Source organism: Aeromonas sp. TS_SC_11, assembly GCF_057318915.1.
Map to the genome: position 1 here is coordinate 915,056 of NZ_CM170470.1, position 21,297 is coordinate 936,352.

General features: G+C 61.1%; 25 protein-coding genes. 9 read left to right on the forward strand and 16 right to left on the reverse strand.

Annotation, left to right across the window (positions count from 1 at the left end; translation table 11 throughout):
* Positions 1–223 precede the first annotated feature (223 nt).
* Complete coding sequence (gene lexA / locus AC1P02_RS04350; RefSeq protein ID WP_005321237.1) at positions 224–847, reverse strand: transcriptional repressor LexA; 624 nt, start codon at positions 845–847, stop codon at positions 224–226.
* Between the two features lie 204 nt (positions 848–1,051).
* Here lexA and plsB point away from each other — a divergent pair, with 204 nt between their 5' ends.
* Positions 1,052–3,475 carry a glycerol-3-phosphate 1-O-acyltransferase PlsB gene (gene plsB, locus AC1P02_RS04355; protein ID WP_096119124.1) on the forward strand — a complete coding sequence of 808 codons (2,424 nt, stop codon included), beginning with the start codon at positions 1,052–1,054 and terminating at the stop codon, positions 3,473–3,475.
* Between the two features lie 58 nt (positions 3,476–3,533).
* On the opposite strand, the gene ubiA is transcribed toward plsB, so the two are convergent.
* Together ubiA and AC1P02_RS04365 are read right to left on the reverse strand one after the other, a co-directional pair.
* Complete coding sequence (ubiA, locus tag AC1P02_RS04360) at positions 3,534–4,403, reverse strand: 4-hydroxybenzoate octaprenyltransferase (protein ID WP_005321240.1); 870 nt, start codon at positions 4,401–4,403, stop codon at positions 3,534–3,536.
* The gene (locus AC1P02_RS04365; RefSeq protein ID WP_058395971.1) at positions 4,400–4,936 is read right to left on the reverse strand and encodes a chorismate--pyruvate lyase family protein; all 537 of its coding nucleotides are present in this window, start codon (positions 4,934–4,936) and stop codon (positions 4,400–4,402) included. Before AC1P02_RS04365 ends, ubiA begins: the two co-directional genes overlap by 4 nt.
* Before the next feature lie 145 nt (positions 4,937–5,081).
* Between AC1P02_RS04365 and AC1P02_RS04370 the strand changes: the two genes are divergently transcribed.
* Both AC1P02_RS04370 and AC1P02_RS04375 read left to right on the forward strand, forming a co-directional pair.
* Positions 5,082–5,513 (forward strand): flagellar basal body-associated FliL family protein, encoded by a 432-nt coding sequence (locus AC1P02_RS04370; protein ID WP_485184246.1) that lies wholly within the window; start codon positions 5,082–5,084, stop codon positions 5,511–5,513.
* A 105-nt stretch (positions 5,514–5,618) separates the two neighbouring features.
* Positions 5,619–5,783, forward strand: coding sequence for a hypothetical protein (locus tag AC1P02_RS04375; protein WP_005321246.1), 165 nt, complete (start codon positions 5,619–5,621; stop codon positions 5,781–5,783).
* A 27-nt stretch (positions 5,784–5,810) separates the two neighbouring features.
* On the opposite strand, the gene AC1P02_RS04380 is transcribed toward AC1P02_RS04375, so the two are convergent.
* The 4 genes from AC1P02_RS04380 to AC1P02_RS04395 all read right to left on the reverse strand — a co-directional run bounded on the left by AC1P02_RS04380 (position 5,811) and on the right by AC1P02_RS04395 (position 8,513).
* Positions 5,811–6,143, reverse strand: a complete 333-nt coding sequence (locus tag AC1P02_RS04380; RefSeq protein ID WP_034283891.1) for a DUF2799 domain-containing protein — start codon at positions 6,141–6,143, stop codon at positions 5,811–5,813.
* Positions 6,144–6,280: 137 nt separating this feature from the next.
* Positions 6,281–6,403 (reverse strand): hypothetical protein, encoded by a 123-nt coding sequence (locus AC1P02_RS04385; protein ID WP_005321250.1) that lies wholly within the window; start codon positions 6,401–6,403, stop codon positions 6,281–6,283.
* A gap of 74 nt (positions 6,404–6,477) precedes the next feature.
* Positions 6,478–7,458, reverse strand: coding sequence for an acrylyl-CoA reductase (NADPH) (gene acuI, locus AC1P02_RS04390; protein ID WP_155603889.1), 981 nt, complete (start codon positions 7,456–7,458; stop codon positions 6,478–6,480).
* Positions 7,459–7,490: 32 nt separating this feature from the next.
* A complete protein-coding gene (locus AC1P02_RS04395) occupies positions 7,491–8,513 on the reverse strand; it encodes a LacI family DNA-binding transcriptional regulator (protein WP_059113557.1) in 1,023 nt (340 codons plus the stop codon).
* Between the two features lie 252 nt (positions 8,514–8,765).
* On the opposite strand from AC1P02_RS04395, the gene AC1P02_RS04400 reads away from it, so the two are divergent.
* The 3 genes from AC1P02_RS04400 to ulaA are packed head-to-tail and all read left to right on the forward strand — an operon-like array spanning position 8,766 to position 10,839.
* Positions 8,766–9,209 (forward strand): PTS sugar transporter subunit IIA, encoded by a 444-nt coding sequence (locus tag AC1P02_RS04400; RefSeq protein ID WP_096119127.1) that lies wholly within the window; start codon positions 8,766–8,768, stop codon positions 9,207–9,209.
* Positions 9,210–9,241: 32 nt separating this feature from the next.
* Positions 9,242–9,529 (forward strand): PTS sugar transporter subunit IIB, encoded by a 288-nt coding sequence (locus AC1P02_RS04405; RefSeq protein ID WP_005321257.1) that lies wholly within the window; start codon positions 9,242–9,244, stop codon positions 9,527–9,529.
* Between the two features lie 53 nt (positions 9,530–9,582).
* Complete coding sequence (gene ulaA, locus AC1P02_RS04410; protein ID WP_096119128.1) at positions 9,583–10,839, forward strand: PTS ascorbate transporter subunit IIC; 1,257 nt, start codon at positions 9,583–9,585, stop codon at positions 10,837–10,839.
* Between the two features lie 65 nt (positions 10,840–10,904).
* Here ulaA and waaA read toward each other — a convergent pair whose 3' ends face one another.
* Positions 10,905–12,170, reverse strand: coding sequence for a lipid IV(A) 3-deoxy-D-manno-octulosonic acid transferase (gene waaA, locus AC1P02_RS04415; protein WP_485184251.1), 1,266 nt, complete (start codon positions 12,168–12,170; stop codon positions 10,905–10,907).
* Position 12,171: 1 nt separating this feature from the next.
* Positions 12,172–13,287 (reverse strand): lipopolysaccharide heptosyltransferase II, encoded by a 1,116-nt coding sequence (waaF, locus tag AC1P02_RS04420; RefSeq protein ID WP_219598139.1) that lies wholly within the window; start codon positions 13,285–13,287, stop codon positions 12,172–12,174.
* Between the two features lie 241 nt (positions 13,288–13,528).
* Between waaF and AC1P02_RS04425 the strand changes: the two genes are divergently transcribed.
* A complete protein-coding gene (locus AC1P02_RS04425) occupies positions 13,529–14,317 on the forward strand; it encodes a glycosyltransferase family 2 protein (protein ID WP_485184254.1) in 789 nt (262 codons plus the stop codon).
* A gap of 61 nt (positions 14,318–14,378) precedes the next feature.
* On the opposite strand, the gene AC1P02_RS04430 is transcribed toward AC1P02_RS04425, so the two are convergent.
* Positions 14,379–15,422 carry a glycosyltransferase family 9 protein gene (locus AC1P02_RS04430; RefSeq protein WP_485184256.1) on the reverse strand — a complete coding sequence of 348 codons (1,044 nt, stop codon included), beginning with the start codon at positions 15,420–15,422 and terminating at the stop codon, positions 14,379–14,381.
* A gap of 233 nt (positions 15,423–15,655) precedes the next feature.
* Between AC1P02_RS04430 and coaD the strand changes: the two genes are divergently transcribed.
* Positions 15,656–16,138 (forward strand): pantetheine-phosphate adenylyltransferase, encoded by a 483-nt coding sequence (gene coaD / locus AC1P02_RS04435; RefSeq protein ID WP_005321264.1) that lies wholly within the window; start codon positions 15,656–15,658, stop codon positions 16,136–16,138.
* 78 nt (positions 16,139–16,216) lie between these two features.
* On the opposite strand, the gene AC1P02_RS04440 is transcribed toward coaD, so the two are convergent.
* The 6 genes from AC1P02_RS04440 to radC all read right to left on the reverse strand — a co-directional run bounded on the left by AC1P02_RS04440 (position 16,217) and on the right by radC (position 19,887).
* Entirely contained in the window at positions 16,217–17,095 is an 879-nt protein-coding gene (locus AC1P02_RS04440; protein WP_485185418.1) for a VirK/YbjX family protein, read from the reverse strand.
* A gap of 178 nt (positions 17,096–17,273) precedes the next feature.
* Positions 17,274–18,086: a bifunctional DNA-formamidopyrimidine glycosylase/DNA-(apurinic or apyrimidinic site) lyase gene (gene mutM / locus AC1P02_RS04445; protein ID WP_404293852.1), complete on the reverse strand. Its 813-nt coding sequence runs from the start codon at positions 18,084–18,086 to the stop codon at positions 17,274–17,276.
* A 25-nt stretch (positions 18,087–18,111) separates the two neighbouring features.
* Complete coding sequence (locus AC1P02_RS04450; RefSeq protein ID WP_265467463.1) at positions 18,112–18,567, reverse strand: hypothetical protein; 456 nt, start codon at positions 18,565–18,567, stop codon at positions 18,112–18,114.
* A gap of 93 nt (positions 18,568–18,660) precedes the next feature.
* On the reverse strand, positions 18,661–18,828 hold the full coding sequence (rpmG, locus tag AC1P02_RS04455) for a 50S ribosomal protein L33 (protein ID WP_005307500.1): 168 nt from the start codon (positions 18,826–18,828) through the stop codon (positions 18,661–18,663).
* Between the two features lie 11 nt (positions 18,829–18,839).
* Positions 18,840–19,076: a 50S ribosomal protein L28 gene (rpmB, locus tag AC1P02_RS04460; protein ID WP_005321271.1), complete on the reverse strand. Its 237-nt coding sequence runs from the start codon at positions 19,074–19,076 to the stop codon at positions 18,840–18,842.
* 136 nt (positions 19,077–19,212) lie between these two features.
* On the reverse strand, positions 19,213–19,887 hold the full coding sequence (gene radC, locus AC1P02_RS04465; protein ID WP_017411691.1) for a RadC family protein: 675 nt from the start codon (positions 19,885–19,887) through the stop codon (positions 19,213–19,215).
* Positions 19,888–20,034: 147 nt separating this feature from the next.
* Between radC and coaBC the strand changes: the two genes are divergently transcribed.
* On the forward strand, positions 20,035–21,237 hold the full coding sequence (gene coaBC, locus AC1P02_RS04470; RefSeq protein ID WP_058395980.1) for a bifunctional phosphopantothenoylcysteine decarboxylase/phosphopantothenate--cysteine ligase CoaBC: 1,203 nt from the start codon (positions 20,035–20,037) through the stop codon (positions 21,235–21,237).
* The last annotated feature ends 60 nt before the right edge of the window (positions 21,238–21,297 follow it).

The window sequence follows — 21,297 nt, forward strand, 5'->3', positions numbered from 1 at the left end:
ATCCCTGCTGACCTTGATTCCTGCCACCTGCCAAGTGGGAGAGGATCGTCTTGTCGAGCATTCGGGGCAGATCAAGCAAGTGACTGCCTTAGCCAAGGATATATCTGAAATGAGCCGGATGCGGACGGGCGAGACAGACAAAAATCACGGGTATCAGGATCTGATTGAAATCATGGGGAAAGGGGTACAGAAGCGAGACGGCCTCCCGAGGGAGGCCGTGCTGTTACATCCAGTCGGCGTTGCGGATTACGCCGACGGCCAGTCCCTCTATGGTGAGTTGCTGGCAGGAGAGATCAACGGCGATGGGTTCAAGCTCTTCATTTTCAGGCAGCAGCCACACCTGGCTGCCCTTGCGCTGGAAGCGCTTGACGGTGACGTCTTCGTCGAGACGTGCCACCACCACCTGGCCGTTGCGCACTTCCTGGGTCTTGTGGACGGCCAGCAGGTCGCCATCCAGGATGCCGATGTTCTTCATGCTCATGCCTTGCACCCGCAGCAGGAAGTCTGCCCGCGGATGGAACAGGGCGGGATCCACCTGATAGTGGCTCTCGATATGCTCCTGAGCCAGTATGGGTTCACCGGCCGCGACCTTGCCGATCAGAGGCAGGCCTGTCTCTTCCAGCACAGCTTCCTCTTCAATCAGCAGGCGGATGCCACGAGAGGTCCCCGGCATGATCTCGATGACCCCTTTTTTGGCCAGGGCCTTCAGATGTTCTTCGGCCGCGTTGGCCGACTTGAAACCAAGCTTCTGGGCAATCTCGGCACGAGTCGGCGGCATGCCGGTCTCGCTCATATTCACCTTGATCAGTTCCAGCACTTCGGCCTGGCGTGGGGTAAGGGGTTTCATAACATTGGCACCTGTTTTTTTATACAGCACACTGGCAGTATATACAGTGCAGTGGCCAAGGCAAGGCGCGGCTGACATTTGTCGCGGCCAACCCCTTATTTGCCATGGTTTTACGGCTGCGCAGCCGACTCATCGTACCTCTCGGCGACAAGCCGCCGGTGATTTGTTATGCTCACGCCGCATTTTTTTGGAGAGCAGACGCACATGTCCCTTGGACAGAAGATTTCCAGAGCCATCTTGCAATGGCCGGTCAGTGGCTTGGTCAATCACAAGAGCCTGCCGGAAAATCCCATCACAGAGCTCAAGCTGGATCCAGCCAGACCCATAGTCTATGCCCTGAAAACCAGCTCGATCACCGACCTGATGACACTGCAACAGTGCTGCGAGGATCTCGGCCTGCCCGGTCCCTTCACCCCGCTGGAGCTGAACGGTCAGTTGCTGCCGCGCTATGTCTGTCTGGACCGCCCGCCTCCCCTGTTCGGCAAGCGCAGCAAACCGCTGCCTTTCTTGCAGGAGTTCCACCAGCTGCTGGATCTGCACAAGCAGGATCCGGCACTGGATATCCAGGTGGTGCCCGTCACCCTGTTCTGGGGTCGCGCCCCCGGCCGGGAAGGGGAAGAGGCCTCCGGCTGGAACATCATCAGCAGCCTGGCACCGAACCGCCTCAAGAAGGCGCTGATCGTGATCCTCAAGGGCCGCGAGAACCTGGTGCGCTTCTCTCCGCCGCTCTCCCTGCGTCAAATGGCCGACAAGCACGGCACCGACGAGGCTATCGCCCACAAGCTGGCGCGGGTGGCCCGCACCCACTTCAGCCGCCAGCAGCTGGCGGCCACCGGCCCCAAGCTGCCTAACCGCAGCCTGCTGTTCAGGCAGTTGCTGGATTCCAGCGTGATCCAGCAGGCCATAGAAGAGGAGGCGCAGCGCGAGGGCATCAGCCTGGAGAAAGCGCAAAAGCGCGCCCACGGTTACATGGACGAGATCGCCTCCGATTTTTCCTACCGGCTGATCCGCCTCAGTGAAAGCTTCCTCGGCTGGCTGTGGAACAAGCTCTATCGCGGCCTTTCGGTCAACGGCGCCGAGAAGGTACGCCAGCTGGCGCAAGAAGGGCACGAGATCGTCTATATGCCCTGCCATCGCAGCCACATGGACTACCTGCTGCTCTCCTACGTCATCTACCACCAGGGGATGGTGCCGCCCCACATAGCGGCGGGCATCAACCTCAACTTCTGGCCGGCGGGCCCCATCTTCCGCCACGGCGGCGCCTTCTTCATCCGCCGCACCTTCAAGGGCAACCCGCTCTACAGCACTGTATTTCGCGAATACCTGAACCTGCTGTTTGCCAAGGGTTATTCGGTGGAGTTCTTTACCGAGGGTGGGCGCTCCCGCACCGGTCGTCTGCTGCCACCCAAAACCGGCATGCTGGCGATGACACTGCAGGCCATGATGCGCGGGCTGGACAGACCCGTGACCCTGGTGCCCGTCTATCTGGGCTACGAGCACGTGATGGAGGTGAACACCTATCACAACGAGCTCAAGGGTAGCCGCAAGGAGAAAGAGAGCTTCCTGCAGGTGCTCGGCATACTGCGCAAGCTGCGCAACTATGGCCGCGGCTTCGTCAACTTCGGCGAACCCCTGACCCTCAACAGCTACCTCAATGAACATGTGCCCGAGTGGAAGGACCACATAGGTCAGGAGGAGCGCCCAGAGTGGATGGCACCCACAGTCACCCGGCTGGGCGAGCTGCTGATGACCCGCATCAACGCTGCCGCCGCCGTCAATGGCCTGACCCTGAGCGCGCTGGCACTGCTAGCCGCCGAACGCCACGCCCTGACTCGCGATGAACTGCAGGCACAGCTCAACACCTATCTGGACCTGCTCAAGCAGGTGCCCTACAGCCCCCAGAGCACAATCCCGGCTGAGGATGCCAAGACACTGCTGGATCAGGCGATGGAGCTCAACAAGTTCGAGGTGAGCGAGGACAAGCTGGGCCAGATCATCAGCCTGGACCGCTATCAGGCGATCCTGCTGACCTACTACCGCAACAACATACTGCACCTGTTTGCATTGCCATCCCTGGTGGCCGCGCTGATCGAACGTTGCGAAGGGATATCCCGCGGCGAGATCGTCGCCCGCTGCATCGACATCTATCCGCTGCTCAAGACGGAGCTGTTCCTCCACTACGAAGAGGATGAGCTGCCGGAGCTGGTCGATGCCCTGCTGGCCGAACTGCAACGCCAGCAACTGGTCGAGGCACGGGATGGCGGCTTCTGGGTCAATCCTGGCAACCAGATGCGCCTGCTGCTGCTGGCCGAGAGCATCCAAGAGACGCTGCAACGCTACGCCATCGTGTTGACCCGGGTGCTGGCCCAGCCCTATGTCGAGGCGGAGCAGCTGGAGGCGGACGGCCTGATGATGGCGGAGCGCCTCGGCACCCTGCACGGCATCAATGCCCCCGAGTTCTTCGACCAGAAGCTGTTCAGCACCCTGATCCACACCCTGCGCAAGGAGGGCTACCTCTCTCCCGAGTGCAAACCGGATCTGGGCCGCTTCCAGGCGCTGGCCGACAACATAGTGCCGCTGCTGAGCAACAAGATCCGCCGCACCATACAGGCGGGCAACCGGCTCTGACAGAGACCGGAAACAAAGAAGGCCGCATCATGCGGCCTTCTTTTTATCCTGACATGCGTCACGGCAACAGGTAGTTGAGCACCAGACCGATGAATACCAGCGCCCCCGCATAGTTGTTGTTGAGAAACGCCTGGAAGCAGGCCTCCCGCTGCCGCTCCCGGATCAGCCGCTGCTGGTAGACAAACAGGGCCGCAGCCCCCAACAGCCCCCAGTAATACCAAGCCCCCAGCCCCATCAACTGGCCTACCGCCAGCAGGATCAGCAGGGTGGCCAGCTGCAACACGCCGATGATCCGCTTGTCGTGGCGACCAAACAGAATCGCGCTCGATTTCAAGCCGAGCTTGAGGTCATCATCCCTGTCCACCATGGCGTACTGGGTGTCGTAGGCGATGGTCCACAGCAGATTGGCGAGGAATACCAGCCAGGCCACCAGCGGCAAGGCGTTGGCCTGAGCCGCATAGGCCATGGGGATAGACCAGGAGAAGGCCATGCCGAGCACCAGTTGCGGGATCGGAATATAGCGCTTCATGAAGGGGTAGCAGACTGCCAGCAGCAAGGCCGCGAACGACAACGCTATGGTGAGGGAGTTCATGGTCAGCACCAGCGCGAACGAGATGAGCGCCAGTACGGCAAACAGCGCCAGCACCTCCCGCGGCTTGACCTTGCCCATGGGCAGTGGCCGACCGGCGGTACGTTTCACATGGCCATCGAAGTTGCGATCCGCATAGTCGTTGATGACACAACCGGCCGAGCGCATCAGAAACACGCCCACCACAAACACCAGCAGGGTCCAGAGATCCGGCAGGCCGCCGGCCGCCAGCCAGAGCGCCCACAGGGTCGGCCACAGCAGCAGCAGGGTCCCGATAGGCTTGTCGATGCGGGCCAGCTGCACATAGGCCAGTCCCCGCTCCTTGGTTAACAGATTCACTCCAGCTCCTTGTTGCATGACAGAGAGGGCAAGAAGAGTTCATGGACCAACAGTGGCCATTGCCCCAGAAACAGACGGGAACGACGTCCCCAGACGGTGGCGGCCGGGCACCAGGGATTGCTCGCAATCTCGAAACAGGCCAGTTGCAGGTGATCGCGGCGGGCAGGCTCGTCACCGAAAATACGCTCGCCCAAGGGCTGCTCACCCAGCTCGCGCAGCCCGCTCTCTTGCAGGGCGGCTTCGGCAAACAGGGTCCAGCCCAGCACAGCCGGCCCCCCATCGCCGTGCAGTATCACCTCGCGGCACAAGCCCATGGGTTGCTCGGCGGCCACTAGCTGCTGTTCATCGGCGCAGAGGGTGACACTGCGATTGCCCAGCAGCTGCACCGAGAAGTGGCGATTGTGGTGACGCAGACGCCGGGTCATGGAATCGGCCTCCAGCAACCAGGGCCGCAATGCCTCGGGCAGCTCGCACTCTGCGGGAACCCGCCACGGCGCTAGCTGGATAAGGGGAACAGTCAACTCGGACTTCACGGCTTCACCATCCGGAGATTTACGTTATCAGGTTAAAATCCGGTTTATTATCCGTAAATCATTCGAGAATTGTAAGAACATCCGTGCTTGACGGCCCCGATGGCAACATCAAAAATGGGGTACCTGCCGCTGATGAGCCATCTATATGAAGATCTTCAAAATTCTGCTGCTGTTGTTACTGAGCTGTGGCTCCCTGCATGTGCAGGCCTCGTCCGAAGAGGAGCCCCCGGCAGACGCCGAAGCGGCTGCCAAGCCCGGCTTTTCCTACCATGCTCTCGATCCCGACATCATCACCAACTACCTGAGCGATGGTAAAACCCTCGGCTATATCCGGGTCACGGTCGAGCTGATGGCTGAAAACGAGGGCGACCTCAAGCTGCTGGAGCAGCACGACCCCCTGATCCGCGACGCCATCATACGTCTGATGGGCAGCAAGACCGCCGATCAGATAAAGTCCCTGGTGAACCGCGAGGAGCTGCGCAAGGAGTGCCTGACCCAGGTCAACGAGCTGCTGGTGAAAGAAACCGGCAAGAAGGCAGTACGCGAGCTCATCTTCACCAAGTTCCTCTACCAGTAACAGATACAAGCCTTAAGCGAGGGCCACGCCAAGGTGGCCCAGTCGCTGTTTTCGAAATGAAAATTGATTACACTAGGCCCCCACCGAGTTGTCGAGGTAGTCGTTATGGGCAACAAAACCCTGTGTGAATGGCGCCGCAGCGAGATCCCCACCGATCTCAAGACACTGCGCAAAATCGTGCGCAAACCCAAGTTTGTCTGTGGCAAGTGTGCTCGTAGCGCCAATGACAAAAGCTATCTGTGTCAGCCGCTGCGGTTGAAAGAGGAGTAAGACTGCACATCCCCACCACGTGACCGGCTATTGATCGGTCCAGCCCTGGCGCCCCTGCTCGAACAATCTGCGCGCCTGCCCGTCATTGGGGCAAACCCCACGGTATTCACTGCCGGAACGCCCGGCCAGATAGAGGTGTTCAGGCCGGCAATACCAGGCCAGTCCCTTCTGGCGCCCCTGCTTCCATAGCTCGACATCCACCTTCTTGCCACACAGGTCCTGGTGAAACGCGACCCGTTCCGTGGTGAAGCCCAGCTTGCCATCGGCCTCCCCCACATCGCTCCATACCTTCTCGCACGGATCATCGTTGGAGGCACAGCCTCCCAGCAGGGCAGCAAACAGTATGATGGTGAGTCTCATAGTCATCCTTGAGTGTCGTTTGGGCAGTTCATTCTAGTCAGCCTGATGTCGGCGACCAAGGGATCATCCCCATTCCTGTGAGCCGCACAAAAAAATCAGGCGGGCCCCAAGGCCCGCCTGTTCTCTCAATGCGTGGATTACTGATCGTCGAGAGGGTCATCATCCAGCCAGCTCTCGTCTTCCCATTCATCCAGCTCTTCTTCCCAGGATTCCGGTTCCCATTCATCATCGAGATCGTAATCCGGCTTGTGTCCACCCATGCTCATTCTCCTTGGATAGTGCACCCGCCCTCAAAGTCTATCCAGAAAAATGGGGCTCGCCAGTCAAGGCTGGATCAAAGTTTGACCAGAGTGCGACCCGCGATCCGGCCTTGCGTGATGGCCTCGGCAGCCGCCACCACCTGCTCCAGTGCTATCTCGGTCACCGCCTGTTCGAAGAAGCTGGCGGGCAGATCCCGCGCCAGTCGCTGCCACGCCAACTGGCGGCGCGCCAGCGGGCACATCACAGAGTCGACACCTTGCAACCGCACGTTGCGCAGGATGAAAGGCATGACAGTGGTTGGCAGATCGAAACCGCCAGCCAGCCCGCAGGCGGCCACGGCACCACCATAGTTCATCTGGGCCAGCAGCTTGGCCAGCACCTGACTGCCGACGGTATCGACCGCCCCGGCCCACAGCTGCTTCTCCAGCGGCTTGGCAGGCTCCAGCAGCTCGCCGCGCGGCACTATGCGGCTGGCACCAAGCGCCATCAGCATCTCCCCCTGCTCCTCGGGGCGACCGGTCAGGGCCGCGACTTGATAACCCAGTGCGGCCAGCAGGGCCACTGCGGTGGAACCCACGCCACCCGCGGCGCCCGTCACCAGAATTTCGCCGCTGTCGGGGGTGATGCCCGCCTCCTCCAGTCCCAGTACGCAGAGCATGGCGGTGAGACCGGCGGTACCGATGCACATGGCCTGGCGCTCATCCAGCCCGGCGGGCAGCGGCACCAGCCAGTCGGCCTTGACCCTTGCCTGCTCGGCCATGCCGCCCCAGTGTCCTTCCCCCACGCCCCAACCGGTCAACACGACTTTGTCGCCGACCTGATAGCGGCTATCGGCCGATTCCAGCACTGTACCGGCAAAATCGATGCCGGGCACCAGCGGCCACTGACGCACTATCTTGCCCTTGCCTGTGATGGCCAACCCATCCTTGTAGTTGAGGGAGCTGTAGCTCACCGCCACCCGCACCTCCCCTGCCGGCAACTGGCTCTCTGCCAGCCGGGTCAGGGTCGCAGCAGTCTTGCCGTCTTGATTTTCCAGTAACAGAGCCTTGAACATGGTTGCCTCTTTGATGAAATGTGAAACGGGGATCAACTGCTTTGACGCTTCTGCAGTTGAAAATCCAGGGTCAGGGCCGTGCCCATGACAGGTTCGCCAGCCAGCTGGCGCAAGATAAGCTCGGCCGCCTCCTGCCCCATTTTGCGATAAGGGATCCGGACCGACGTGAGCGCCGGATAGCAGGCGCGCGCCACATCCAGATCGTCGAATCCGGCGATGGCGAGCTTGCCAGGCACGCTCAGGTGACGACGCTGGCACTCGAACAGCACCCCCGCCGCCAGCTCGTCGTTGACGCACACCAGTGCATCCAGCTCGGGCCAGCGCAACAAAAACTCCCCCAGCATGGCGGCCCCTGTGCTGAAACTCGGCAGCTCAGAGGTGTTGATGATGGCATCGGGAGAGAGGTAGTTGTCCAGCAGTGCCTTCTGCCAGCCCTGCATGCGCTGTTGCAGCATCCACTGTTCCTGGCGGGCACAAAGAAAGCCGATGTTGCGATAGCCGCGCTCGATGAGATGACGGGTCAGCTGATAACCGGCATCGAAGTTGGAGACCCCCACGTTCATGTCGACAGGGTTGCGCGCCATGGCGCCCACCTCCACTACCGGCAGGCGGGATGCTTTCAGGCGGGTACGTATGGTCTCGCCGGGATCGCCACCAAACAGCACAACAGCAGCCGGGTTATGCTGCAAAAAGCTGGTCAGCAGGCTCTCTTCCTGCTGCTTCAGGTGCTGGGCATCCCCCAGCATTATCTGGTAGCCCTCATCGAGCAGGGTCTGCTGCAGCCCGGCGATCACGTCGCCGCAACCGCGCTCGGTCAGGCTGGGCACTATCACCACTATGGTCTGGGACGTAGCGGAGGCGAGCGCACCCGCCGCCCGGTTGGGAATGTAGCCGAGTTCATCCACGGCGGCATCGATGCGCTCGCGCATCTTGTCTGACACCAGCTCGGGGGTGCGCAGGGCACGGGACACCGTCATGGCACCCACTCCGGCCAGCTGGGCCACATCGTTGAGGGTCACCCGACCCGTGCTACGGCGCTTCTTCGCTTCTGACATCCCTTCCCTTCCTCGACATACGGGTGCTCACTTTAAGGCAAAAGTGCGGCACTGACTATTTGCTCAAACCGGATTTTACCCCCTTTGAGCGAGTGACGGGGCAATATGAATCCCACTCATGGCATAAATGATAGCGCTATCACAATTCCATGTTAGCGCTATCTGGTAGCGCTAACTTTCGCGATCAGGCTCACAGTTATCACGGGGCAAGATCGCTAGATTGGCGCCATCTCATCCAGCCGGATCATTGCCATGCTGACTCAACTGCTGACCGAAGAGGTCATTTCCATCGAAACGGGAGCCCGCGACTGGCGTCATGCCATCGAGCTCGCCACCGCTCCCCTGCTGGCCAACGGCACCATAGAGCCTTCCTATGTGGCGGCGCTGTTTCGCTCCCACGAGGAGCTCGGTCCCTACTATGTGCTGGGCCCGGGCCTGGCCATGCCCCACGCCCGCCCGGAAGATGGCGTCAATCGTCTCGGCCTTGGGCTGACAGTGCTGAAAACCGGAGTCAATTTCGGCTCCGAGGGCAATGACCCGATCCGGCTGCTCGTCACCCTGGCCGCCAGCGACAGCAATTCCCACGTGGAGACCATCGCCCAGCTGGCCGAGCTGTTCATGAACGAAGAGGACGTGGCGGCCATCATGGCGGCCAACACCAAAGACGACATATTGCGCATTCTGGCGCGTTACTGAGCGGCGCCCTGCGCCCGACAAAGGAAGAGACGATGAAAATTCTGGTTGTATGCGGACACGGCCTGGGCACCAGCCTGATGATGGAGATGAGCATCAAGAGCATCCTCAAGGAGCTGGCAGTCACTGCCGAAGTGGATCACAGGGATCTCGCCTCCGCCGGCAGCGAAACCGCCGAGATGTTCGTGGCTACCCGCGACATCGCCGAGCAGCTCATCAGCATGGGGGTCAACGGTCGGCTGGTGTCCCTGGACAACATGGTCGACAAGGCCGCCATGAAAGAGAAACTCTCCATCGCCCTGCGCGAACTGGGCGCTCTCTGACCACCTGACTTCGCGGCCTGCGGGCCGCCTCTTCCATCTGATTGGAGCTGACCATGGAATTTTTCAATTTTCTGATGTTTGACGTGCTGTCCGAACCGGCCGTGCTGGTCGGCCTGATCGCGCTCATCGGCCTGATTGCCCAGAAGAAACCCGTGACCGAGTGCATCAAGGGCACGGTCAAGACCATAATGGGTTTCGTCATCCTGGGGGCCGGTGCCACTCTGGTGGTGAACTCGCTGGGCGATTTTGCCACCATCTTCCAGCACGCCTTCGGCATCAAGGGCGTGGTTCCCAACAATGAAGCCATCGTCTCCATCGCCCAGCAGTCGTTCGGCAAGGAGATGGCGATGATCATGTTCTTCGCCATGCTGGTGAACATACTGATCGCCCGCCTCACCCCGTGGAAATTCATATTCCTGACCGGTCACCACACCCTCTTCATGTCCATGATGGTGGCGGCGATCCTCTCCGCTGGCGGCATGAGCGGCATTCCGCTGATCGCGGTCGGCAGCCTGGTGGTCGGCGTGACCATGGTACTGTTCCCGGCCCTCGCTCACCCCTACATGAAGCAGATCACCGGCTCGGACGAGGTGGCACTCGGCCACTTCTCCACCATCTCCTATGTGCTGGCCGGCTGGATCGGCGCCAAGTTCGGCAACAAGGCCCACAGCAGTGAAGAGGTGCAGGTGCCCAAGAGCCTGCTGTTCCTGCGCGATACCCCGGTGGCCATCTCCTTCACCATGGGCATAATCTTCCTCATCACCTCCGCCTTTGCCGGGCCCGAGTTCGTCACCAGCGTTGCCAAGGGCAAGCACTGGTTCATGTTCTCCCTGATGCAGTCCATCACCTTCGCCGCCGGTGTCTACGTCATCCTGCAGGGTGTGCGCATGGTCATCGCCGAAATCGTGCCGGCCTTCAAGGGGATCTCCGACAAGCTGGTCCCGAACGCCAAACCGGCGCTCGACTGTCCCATCGTCTTCCCTTACGCCCCCAACGCCGTGTTGATCGGCTTCCTGTCGAGCTTCACCGCCGGTCTGGTGGGCATGGTGCTGCTCTACCTGCTGGGGCTCACCGTCATCATCCCTGGCGTGGTACCGCACTTCTTCGTCGGCGCGGCGGCCGGGGTATTCGGCAACGCCACAGGTGGTCGCCGCGGTGCCCTGCTTGGTGCCTTCGCCAACGGCCTGCTGATCACCTTCCTGCCAGTGTTTCTGCTGCCTGTGCTGGGGGATCTCGGCTTTGCCAACACCACCTTCAGCGATGCCGACTTCGGCGTGGTGGGCATACTGCTCGGCCTGATAATGCGTTGACCGACGCCTGCACGAAAAACAAAAACGGAGCGCCTGACGCTCCGTTTTTTATGGCCACTCTGGGCTCAGTCGCTTTCCAGACTGGCAAGACAGTGAGAGAGGGTGCGCGCCAGCGCGCCCTGATTGCGCAACACAACGGCACGGGCCTGTTCGCCCATCTGGCGACGCTCGCCCTCGTCGGCCAGCAGCTCGCTCACCTTCTCCCCCAGCGCGGCGGCATCGGCCACCAGGGCCGCGCCACCCTGAGCCACCAGCTGGCGGGTGATGTCGCTGAAGTTGAAGTAGGCAGGGCCGCTCAGACAAGGCTTGCCCAGCGCCGCCGGTTCCAGCAAGTTGTGACCGCCGACCTTCACCAGACTGCCGCCGACAAAGGCCACATCGGCCGCCGCCAGCATCAGCGGCAACTCGCCCATGGTATCGCCGAGATAGACCTTGTCCGTCTCGCGGATCGGGGCGCCGCCGGTGCGCCGCACACAGCCGTAAGGGGCGCACAGCTCGGCCACCCGAACGAAGCGCTCCGGATGGCGCGGCACCAGGATCAGCAATGCCTGGGGATGGCGTTGCAGCACCAGGTCAAACGCCGCCAATACCTGTTCATCCTCACCCTGATGGGTACTGGCGGCGATCCAGACCGGCCTGCTCTGCCCCAGCTGCTGACGCAGGGCCTGCCCCCTGGCCTGCACTTCGTCACCCAGCTGGATATCGAACTTGATGGAACCGGTCACCGCCAGCCGCTCACGACCGACGCCGAGCCGTGCAAAGCGCTCGGCATCGTCCTGATGCTGGCAAAGCAGATGGGTCAGTGGCCGGCTGAGGGTATCGAACGCCCCTTGAAAACGGGCATAACGCTGGCAGGAGCGTTCGGAGAGACGGGCATTGATGATGGTCACCGGCAGATGGCGCGCCTCGCAGGCCGCCAGCCAGTTCGGCCACAGCTCTGTCTCCATCACCCAGAGGGCGCGAGGCTTGATGCACTTGAGAAACGCGGCAACCGCCCAGGGGTAATCGAGGGGGGCGTAGCGATGCACCACCAGATCGCCGAGCTTGGCCGCCTGCTCGGCGCCGGTGCGGGTGGTGGTGGTGAGCAGGATCGGCAAATCCGGCCGCTCGGCCTTGAGTGCACGGATGAAGGGACTGATGGCCAGGGTTTCACCCACGCTGACCGCATGGATCCAGAGCGGCGCCTCCTGCCCGCTGGCCGGCGTCCGTCCCAGATGTTCGGCCCAGCGCGCACCAAAGCCAGGCTTGCCCTTCTTCGGCTTGTAGAGTGCCAAAAGCGCCAGCGGCAACCCCAGGTGGATCAGCAGGTTGTAGAGCAGCCGATAGCCCATGTTATGTCGGCTCCGATCGCTTGCTCGCATCGGAGACAAACCGTGGCGGCTCACCCACTTGCAGCACGATCGGTTGATCTGGCGACTCGGCGCACTCCAGCCGTCGGCCTGCCTCTATGACCTGTTCCGGCATCAGCTCGATCAGGCACTTGAGGTGGCCGAACTTGCAAGTGCGCTTGAAACAGGGGCGGCACTCTATGTCGGTGTGCACTATCTCGACCCTGTCCGCCAGCGGCGGCGTGTAGAGCGGCGAGGTAGAGCCATAGACGCCGATCAACGGCCGGTTGAGGGCGGCGGCTATGTGCATCAGGCCGGAGTCATTGGAGATGACCCGCCCGGCCAGCGCCATCAGATCGATCGCCTCATACAGGTTGGTCTTGCCCGCCAGCACGTGGCAGTTGGGGCGCGACAGCGGATTGATCCGCTCGCGAATGGTGTTGGCCACAGGCACATCCTTGCCGGAGCCGAAGATCCACACCTGCCAGCCCTCATCCAGATACTTCTGCGCCACCACGGCGTAGTGCCCTTCCGGCCAGCGCTTGGACGGGCCGAACTCGGCACCCGGACAGAGCACCAGCACGGGACGAACACGATCCAGACCGAGTCGCTCCAGCGCCTTGCCCTGATTGATGAGATCCACATTGAGCGAGGGGTGGGGAATGGCGGGAATATCGGTCCGGCTCTTCATCTGTGCCTTGGGATAGGCCAGCGCCAGATAGGCTTCCACCATCAACGGGAAGGCGGACTTGTTGCTGCGCATGTCGTTGAGCAGGCCGAAGCGGTGCTCCCCCTTCCAGCCGGTGCGCACCGGGATCCTGGCGAACCAGGGGATCAGCGCCGACTTCATGGAGTTGGGCTGGATGATCGCCTGATCGTACTTCTCGGCCGCCAGCTGTTTGCCGAGCCGACGGCGGGCTCCCAGCTTGAAGTCACCGTGGCCGAGCGGCATGGGGACAGCCTTGTCCACTTCGGGCATCCGCTCCAGCAGGGCACCGCACCAGGCTGGCGCCATCACATGCAACTCGCTGTCAGGGTGATTGGTCTTGATCGCCTTGTAGAGGCTCTGGGACATCACCATGTCGCCGACCCAGGAGGGGCCGATCACCAATATTTTCATCTCACGCTTCTCTTGGGGCCAAGCCCTGCGGTTAATCATTACTGGCCGAGATTATGCCCCAAGAATGGCCCGAGAAATAACAGAAGATCCCCGTACCACCCGCTCTCACACCAAAAAAGAAGCCATTTGAAACTGATGCACCATAGGCGCCGGAACCATGCTCCGCCAGCCGTTTTAGGCTAGAATGGGCGCCAATTTGAGCATGCCCCGCCAGCCGGGCGCCAACAAGAGCCTTCAACCCGTGAAAAAACCGACTCTGGCGGCCGTCCTGATCGTCAAGAACGAAGCCGACAACCTGAAAGCCTGCCTCGCCTCACTCGACGGTCTGGTGGACGAGATCGTCATTCTGGACTCCGGCAGCCAGGACGAGACCCCCGCCATCGCCGCCGAATTCGGCGCCCGTTTCTTCGTCAATACGGTGTGGCCCGGTTTCGGCCGCCAGCGCCGCCTCGCCCAGTCCCATGTCCAGTCAGAGTGGGTACTGTGGCTGGATGCGGACGAGCGGCTCACTCCCGAGCTGAAAGCGGCCATCGCCACCGTCATGGCCAATCCGGCCAGCGACACCATCTACTCCATCCCACGCCTCTCCTGGGTGTTTGGTCGTTTCATCCGCCACAGCGGCTGGTATCCGGATCGGGTGCTGCGCCTCTATCCCAAGGCGCTCACCCGTTACAACGAGGTACTGGTACACGAGAAGGTGGAAGTGCGGGCCAATATGCAGATAGTCAACCTGCATGGCGACCTGCTCCACTACACCTACCGGGATCTGGAGCACTATCTGGTGAAGTCCGCCGGCTATGCCAGAGCCTGGGCCGATCAGCGCACCGCCCGTGGCAAGAAGGGCTCCCTCGGCCAGGGACTGGTCCATGCCGTGGGCTGTTTCCTCAAGATGTACCTGCTCAAAGCCGGCTTCCTCGATGGCAAGCAGGGGCTCTTGCTCGCGATCCTCTCGGCCCACTCCACTTTCGCGAAGTACGCAGACCTCTGGATCCGCCAGCAGCCGCAAGCACCGGACCAGACCGGCAGCTAATTGCGCAGCCGCTCAAGCCAGCATGACGAAACAGGGCCCGAAAGGGCCCTGTTTGCATCTGTCAGCTCTCTGTTCGCCAGAAGGGCAGTGCCCAGCGAGCTATCGCCGCCGCCATTGTCTTGGGATCGAGCTGGCTCATGTCTTCCGGATGATCGCTGTCTTCCGGCGGGCTGAACGCCAGGTGACGCCCCTCGCTGTTGAGCGGACGCCAGCGCAGCGGGGTGGCCGAGCGGTGCGCCGGGAAGAAACCTATGGTCGGCACGTCCAGCGCCGCCGCTATGTGCAGCGGCCCGGTACTGCCCGCCACAAACAGGGCCGCGTTGGCCATCACCTGACAGAACTTGGGCAGCCCCTCGTCGGAGCGATAGATCCAGCCATTGCCACCGTGGGCCAGCAATTCTGCCGCCAGCTGCTCGGCGATCTTCTCCTCCCCCGGCCCCGCCGTCAGGATGCACTGCAATTCCGGGCATGCCTGATTGAGCTTGATGATGAGGCGCGAGTACTGCTCGATGGAGAGGTTGTTGGCCGAACCACCGCTGCCGGCGTGTACCATCAGCCAGGGGCGACTGGCATCCAGCTTCAGTCTGGTTGCAACCTGTTCGCGCACCAGCTGCAGGCTCTGGGGGTCAAAGCTGAGGTAGGGGCCCTGTGGCTCGACCACGCTCACCTGCTGGTCGGCGAGAAAGCGGCGCACCAGATCCAGGTTGTACTCGTACTCCGGCTTCTGGGAGCGGGAGCGGCGCTGGATCAGGCGCTGGTTGTAGAGTACCTGGGCCAGCTTGGTCGCAGGAGCCAACCGGTAAGGGATGTGCGCCTTCCACACCAGCATGGCATTGCGGGAATTGGAAAAAAGGCAGATGGAGGCATCGAAGGCCGCCGCCTTGATACGCGCCTGCAAGGCACGTTGCTGTTCCTTGTCGGCTCCTGAACCCGGATCCAGGATAATTTCGTCGATCCAGGGGCAGAGACGGGCCAACGGCGCCGTGTAGGCAGGAACCAGGGCAGTCACATGACAATCCATGGAGCGCTTGAGCATGGCAAAACTCGGCCATGCCAGCATGAAGTCACCAATCTTGTCGTTGCGTACTACCAGAATACGTTTCATAAAAAATCCCTTTGCTCCCTGTCACCAATGCAAGGAGGCTTGATGCGCGGTGCGGGTATTCTTGCCTGATGCACAGCTATTCTCAAGCGAAGACACCAGACGATACTGATTTGGACGATCAAACCGGGCCGCTCGCGCCAGGTCCCGCACAAAACGGACATCGTCCCGGTCGCGACAAAACATCAACAGACCCTATAATGCGACCAAATTTCCAGGTTGCAGGAATCAAGAGCATGACCAACAAGGTAATTTATCCCGGCACCTTCGACCCCATCACCAACGGCCATACCGACCTGATAGGTCGTGCCGCCAGGCTGTTTGATGAAGTGGTCGTCGGGGTAGCCAACAGCCCGAGCAAGCGCCCCTTGTTCGATCTTGCAGAACGTGTCCTGCTTGCCCGGCAAGTGACAGCCCACCTGCCCAACGTCAAGGTGGTGGGCTTCTCCGGCCTGTTGGTGGACTTTGCCAAAGAGCAGCAAGCCAACGTGCTGATCCGCGGCTTGCGGGCCGTCTCCGACTTCGAATACGAATTTCAGCTGGCCAACATGAACCGCCGCCTGATGCCGGAGCTGGAGAGCGTCTTCCTCACCCCGGCGGAGGAGAACTCCTTCATCTCCTCGACCCTGGTGAAAGAGGTCGCCCTGCACGGGGGAGACATACGCCAGTTTGTCGACCCGATCGTCGCCAAGGCGATTGCCGCCAAGCAAGGCAAGTAACAAGCAAACAGGCTACCCGAGGGTAGCCTGTTTAGTGCGGCGCACATGGGCCGCGCTCGCCATTGTTCGCACTGGCAGTCAGCCCGCCGCGCGACCCAGCACCTGCTGGCAGGAGAGCGCCAGCTCGTCGAGCCATTCGTAGCGGCGCCGGTACATGGCCCGCTTCTTGGAGGCAATCTCCTCCAGCGGCTTGCGCACCGCAGGCAACAGCTGCACGAAGTTGTCATCCTGATCGATGGCGCCAAATTCCTCCCACAGCTCGTCATAATCCGCCTGCAGACAGGCTTTTTTCTTCTTGCTGTAACGCTTGGCCTGGTAGATGTGTGCCTTCATCCGCACCGCCGAGATATGCTCGGCCCCCATCGCCTCGGCCAGCTGCATCACCAGCATCACCACCAGCGACTTGGGCCGCAAGCCATTGCCCTCCTTGGTCAGGGCTCGAACCTTGTCCTGTGCCTGTTCGACGCAGGGTTCCGGCCCCTGTACCGAGCCGATCACCAGCGACAGCTTGCCGGGGGTACCCGCCAGCGAGAAGGCACAACTATAGAGGCGCTTGCCCTGTTGATCGACGATGGAGAGCGCCAGCTCGGCCTCACGACGGAAGGTACCATCGTGGCGCAGCACTATGCGACATCCACTCTGGGGATACTGGCCAAGCTCAATGCCCTCGTCCAGATAGAGCGGGTCTATCAGCTCGGGATAACGGGCCAGCAGCAGTCGATAGTGGTTTTCCAGCATCTCGGCCCGCTGGGTCGCGGTGGAGCCGGCAAACCGATAGGGTCGCATCGGCTTGTCGAGCAGCTCGGGATAGTGTGCAGGCAGGGCCTTGAGCGGTTCGGCCTGAAACAGCTCGAACACCCGGCTCATCTGCTGCCGATAGAGCAGGCTGCGCAGCACGAACTTGGCGCGATTGAAGGTCTTGCGGGCGCTGTCATCGGGATAGAGGAAGCGGGCCATTTTTTGGGCGCAATAGTGCCCCTGCCGGGATAAATGATCCCAGTCCATTGATTTAGCTGTCATTTTATTTTCTCAAACCGCCTGAACGGTCGAGATACTAGTGACAGGCGCCCAAATATTCAACAGACCGGAAATACTCTCTTACAACTTGGCCATGTTTGGCCAAAATAACTGCGATTCAGCGCTGGCAGTGGGAGCAAAACACGGTTGTACGCTGCCCCAGCCGTATTTCACTGAGCAGGGTATGACAATGGAAACAGGCTTGACCACCGCGACCATAAACCTGCAACTGCTGCACGAAATAGCCCGGCTTGCCATCGGCGCTGGTGAAATCCTTGAGGGTGGTTCCCCCCTGCTGGATGGCAGAAGCCAGCACCCGCTTGATCTCGGCCACCAGGGTTTCCAGTCGCTCGGCACTGATGTTGCCCGCCGCCCGTTTGGGATGAATACCGGCAGCGTACAGCGCCTCATTGGCGTAGATGTTACCCACACCGACCACCACATGGTTGTCCATCAGGAAGGTCTTGATGGCAGTGCTGCGCCCCTTGGCACGCCCTTGCAGATACTCGGCGTTGAAGGCATCGGTCAGCGGCTCCGGGCCCAGTTTGGCCAGCAGGGCGTGTGCCTCGGCGGGTTCACGGGTCCACAGCAGGGCCCCAAAGCGGCGCGGGTCATTGAGTCGCAGCAGCTTGCCGTTGGCGAGCTCTATATCCACGTGATCGTGTTTCTCGGCCGCCGTACCGATGTTCAGCACCCGCAGACTGCCGGACATGCCCAGATGCAGGATGGCGGTGCCAAAGTCGGTCTCCAGCAGCAAATACTTGGCACGACGGCTGACCCTGTGGATGGTGAGATCCACCAGCTCCTGGATTTCGCCAGGTACCGGCCAGCGCAGCCGGCCATCCCGTACCACGACGCGGGTCACCTTGATGCCGGTGAGCCAGGGAGATATTCCCTGGCGGCTGACTTCAACTTCCGGTAATTCAGGCATGGGGCCTCCAACAAATTAAGGTGGATTACGGAGAGGGGCGCAACAGGCTGCGATACTGCTCCTGACTCAGGGTGAGCCAGGTCGAGGGCGGCAACAGGGCGGCAAACTTGCCGTTGTCCTGATAGATCCCCACTTCAATCGGGTCGCTCTGACCGGCGATCCACACCTTGAGGGTAACCGGCGCGCCACGCACCGCATCGCCAGGGGGCAGCAACCAAGCCTGCCACGCCTCGATATGGGCCGCCAGCTGGGCACTGGTGAGCCCCAGATCCGGTCCACTGCGCCAGCCCTGGCCGATGCGTTCTATCTGCCAGCTCGGCCCCTGCCAGGTGAGAACGACTGCACTGTCCGGCAACAGGGTACGAGGCCGCTGGGCGCTGTTCTCCTGCTGGGCCATCTCCAGCCGGTGCAGCAGAGTGATCACCGCCAGCACGGCCACTATGATCACGTTATTCCAGCCTTTACGGCTCAATTTCAACATGGCAAGCCTCCGTTTGAACCGGCAGTGTACTGAATTCCAGCCATAAAAAAACCCGGCACTGGGCCGGGCTTTTGGGAATGCAGCATCAAGTAATTACTTGATTTTGCCTTCCTTGTAGATCACATGCTGACGAACAACGGGATCAAACTTTTTGATCTCCATTTTTTCGGGCATGGTGCGCTTGTTCTTGGTAGTGGTATAGAAGTGACCAGTACCGGCGCTGGAGTTCAGGCGAATTTTCTCGCGAATACCTTTAGCCATGATCTAATTCCTTATACCTTAACACCGCTGGCGCGCAGTTCAGCCAGAACCACTTCAACGCCACGCTTGTCGATAATACGCATGCCTTTTGCGGATACGCGCAGGCTTACGAAGCGTTTTTCACCCTCAACCCAAAAACGGTGAGTGTGCAGGTTCGGCAGGAAACGACGCTTGGTAGCGTTGTTAGCGTGCGAACGGTTGTTACCAACTGCCGGGCGCTTGCCGGTTACTTGGCATACTCTAGACATGTCAGTCTCTCCAAATCTTACTTCATTGCTCGAGCAAATATCTGCCCCGCTGGCCTTCGATTGCGGGGCAAACAGAAGGCGGCATTTTATACAGCATCCGTGATCAAAGATCAACTAATACAGTGCCAGAGCCCAGTTACAACCAACCACGCTCTGCAAAAGAAACCGTGATGCCGTCACCGATCACCAAGTGATCCAGCACTCTGATATCGATCAGGGCCAAAGCGGCCAAGATCCGATCCGTGATCTGGCGGTCGGCCCGACTGGGCTCGGCCACGCCGGACGGGTGATTATGCGCCAGAATCACTGCGGCTGCATTATGTTTGAGCGCGATCTGCACGATTTCTCTGGGCCAGACGCTTGCAGAATCGAGGGTGCCGTAAAAAAGTTCAACGAATTGAATGACTCTGTGCTGGTTATCCAGCAACAGCAGGGCGAACACCTCCCGCGGCCGATCCCGCAGCTGGGCTTGCAGGTAATCCCGGGTCAGCTGGGGCGAGGTCAGGGCATCGCCCCGTTGCAACTGCTCGGCCAGATGGCGCTTGCCCATCTCCAGCACCGCCTGCAATTGAGCATACTTGGCAGGCCCCAGTCCATGGGCATGACAGAAGGCGCCTTGATCGGCCCCGAGCAGTGCCCGCAGCGAACCAAACTGCTGCAATAGCTGACGGGAGAGATCCACCGCACTTAGACCGTTGACGCCGGTTCGCAGGAAGATGGCCAGCAATTCGGCATCGGATAACGTTGCTGGCCCCTGCCGCAGCAGTTTCTCTCTGGGTCTCTCATCCTCAGGCCACTCCTTGATGCTCATTTGTCTCTCCCTCATGCCTATTGAGAGAAAACATAGCAAAAAATCGCGGGAGGCCGGCCACAAGTCCCCCATGTCAGCCTCTGTCGTCGTCCGTTGCCTGTGGTATCTTAGCCGACCAGTCAGAGTGAGCCGGAAGAGAAGCAGCAGATGAGATTGGCCGATAAACGCATCCTGTTGGGTGTCAGTGGCGGGATCGCCGCCTACAAGAGTGCCGAACTGGTACGCCGCCTGAAAGATCAGGGGGCCGAGGTACGGGTAGTGATGACGCGCTCCGCCAAGGAGTTCATCACCCCGCTGACCCTGCAGGCGGTTTCCGGTCATCCGGTGGCTGACAGCTTGCTGGATCCGGCTGCCGAAGCGGGCATGGGCCATATCGAGCTGGCCAAATGGGCGGATCTGGTGCTGATCGCCCCGGCGAGCGCCAATCTGATGGCCCGCATGGCCGCCGGCATGGCCGACGAACTGCTCACCACCCTCTGTCTGGCGACTCCGGCTCCGGTGGCACTGGCTCCCGCCATGAATCAGCAGATGTATCTCAACGCCGCCACCCAGGCCAATCTCAAGACCCTGGCCAGTCGCGGCATACTGCTGTGGGGGCCGGATTCCGGCAGCCAGGCCTGTGGCGACGTAGGCCCGGGACGGATGCTGGATCCCTTGGAACTGGTTGAGCGCTGCTGCCAGCAACTGGCCGCCGAGCCGCTGCTGGCGGGCGTCAGACTGCTGCTCACCGCCGGACCGACCCGCGAGGCACTGGATCCGGTGCGCTACATCAGCAACCACAGCTCGGGCAAGATGGGTTACGCCATCGCCCGCGCCGCCCGTGAGGCAGGGGCCGAAGTGACGCTGGTGAGCGGGCCGGTCGCCCTGCCTGCACCGAGCGGGGTGGAGCGTGTCGATGTGGAGAGCGCCGAGCAGATGCATCAGGCGGTGATGAGCCGGGTCGGCGAGTGCGACCTCTTTATCGGTTGCGCGGCGGTGGCCGACTATAGGCCCGAGCAAGTCGCCAGCCAGAAGATCAAAAAGACCGGCGACAACGATCAGATGGTGCTGACCCTGGTCAAGAATCCCGACATCATAGCTGCCGTGGGGGCGTTATCAGACAAGCCCTTCACCGTCGGATTTGCCGCCGAAACCGTGGATGTGGAACAATACGCCCTCGATAAATTGCAGCGAAAACGGCTGGACATGATCGCCGCCAACGATGTGTCTCGTGCGGGCCAGGGCTTCAATGCCGATGACAATGCTCTGACCGTGTTCTGGCAAGGGGGTCAAGCCCCGCTACCACTGGCCGATAAGCTGACGCTGGCTCGCCACCTCATCGCCCTGATTGCGCGCCACTACCGGCGCTGAGTGCAGACACATGGCACCCCGCTGGCATTGCCCATGCAGGACGCCCACACCAGCACTCGC

What these genes read in the sequence shown, in the direction of transcription:
- lexA (WP_005321237.1), bottom strand. Translation starts at nt 847, where the DNA reads ATGAAACCCCTTACCCCACGCCAGGCCGAAGTGCTGGAACTGATCAAG.
- plsB (WP_096119124.1), top strand. Translation starts at nt 1,052, where the DNA reads ATGTCCCTTGGACAGAAGATTTCCAGAGCCATCTTGCAATGGCCGGTC.
- AC1P02_RS04370 (WP_485184246.1), top strand. Translation starts at nt 5,082, where the DNA reads ATGAAGATCTTCAAAATTCTGCTGCTGTTGTTACTGAGCTGTGGCTCC.
- AC1P02_RS04375 (WP_005321246.1), top strand. Translation starts at nt 5,619, where the DNA reads ATGGGCAACAAAACCCTGTGTGAATGGCGCCGCAGCGAGATCCCCACC.
- AC1P02_RS04380 (WP_034283891.1), bottom strand. Translation starts at nt 6,143, where the DNA reads ATGAGACTCACCATCATACTGTTTGCTGCCCTGCTGGGAGGCTGTGCC.
- AC1P02_RS04385 (WP_005321250.1), bottom strand. Translation starts at nt 6,403, where the DNA reads ATGGGTGGACACAAGCCGGATTACGATCTCGATGATGAATGGGAACCG.
- acuI (WP_155603889.1), bottom strand. Translation starts at nt 7,458, where the DNA reads ATGTTCAAGGCTCTGTTACTGGAAAATCAAGACGGCAAGACTGCTGCG.
- AC1P02_RS04395 (WP_059113557.1), bottom strand. Translation starts at nt 8,513, where the DNA reads ATGTCAGAAGCGAAGAAGCGCCGTAGCACGGGTCGGGTGACCCTCAAC.
- AC1P02_RS04400 (WP_096119127.1), top strand. Translation starts at nt 8,766, where the DNA reads ATGCTGACTCAACTGCTGACCGAAGAGGTCATTTCCATCGAAACGGGA.
- AC1P02_RS04405 (WP_005321257.1), top strand. Translation starts at nt 9,242, where the DNA reads ATGAAAATTCTGGTTGTATGCGGACACGGCCTGGGCACCAGCCTGATG.
- ulaA (WP_096119128.1), top strand. Translation starts at nt 9,583, where the DNA reads ATGGAATTTTTCAATTTTCTGATGTTTGACGTGCTGTCCGAACCGGCC.
- waaA (WP_485184251.1), bottom strand. Translation starts at nt 12,170, where the DNA reads ATGGGCTATCGGCTGCTCTACAACCTGCTGATCCACCTGGGGTTGCCG.
- waaF (WP_219598139.1), bottom strand. Translation starts at nt 13,287, where the DNA reads ATGAAAATATTGGTGATCGGCCCCTCCTGGGTCGGCGACATGGTGATG.
- AC1P02_RS04430 (WP_485184256.1), bottom strand. Translation starts at nt 15,422, where the DNA reads ATGAAACGTATTCTGGTAGTACGCAACGACAAGATTGGTGACTTCATG.
- coaD (WP_005321264.1), top strand. Translation starts at nt 15,656, where the DNA reads ATGACCAACAAGGTAATTTATCCCGGCACCTTCGACCCCATCACCAAC.
- AC1P02_RS04440 (WP_485185418.1), bottom strand. Translation starts at nt 17,095, where the DNA reads ATGGCCCGCTTCCTCTATCCCGATGACAGCGCCCGCAAGACCTTCAAT.
- mutM (WP_404293852.1), bottom strand. Translation starts at nt 18,086, where the DNA reads ATGCCTGAATTACCGGAAGTTGAAGTCAGCCGCCAGGGAATATCTCCC.
- AC1P02_RS04450 (WP_265467463.1), bottom strand. Translation starts at nt 18,567, where the DNA reads ATGTTGAAATTGAGCCGTAAAGGCTGGAATAACGTGATCATAGTGGCC.
- rpmG (WP_005307500.1), bottom strand. Translation starts at nt 18,828, where the DNA reads ATGGCTAAAGGTATTCGCGAGAAAATTCGCCTGAACTCCAGCGCCGGT.
- rpmB (WP_005321271.1), bottom strand. Translation starts at nt 19,076, where the DNA reads ATGTCTAGAGTATGCCAAGTAACCGGCAAGCGCCCGGCAGTTGGTAAC.
- radC (WP_017411691.1), bottom strand. Translation starts at nt 19,887, where the DNA reads ATGAGCATCAAGGAGTGGCCTGAGGATGAGAGACCCAGAGAGAAACTG.
- coaBC (WP_058395980.1), top strand. Translation starts at nt 20,035, where the DNA reads ATGAGATTGGCCGATAAACGCATCCTGTTGGGTGTCAGTGGCGGGATC.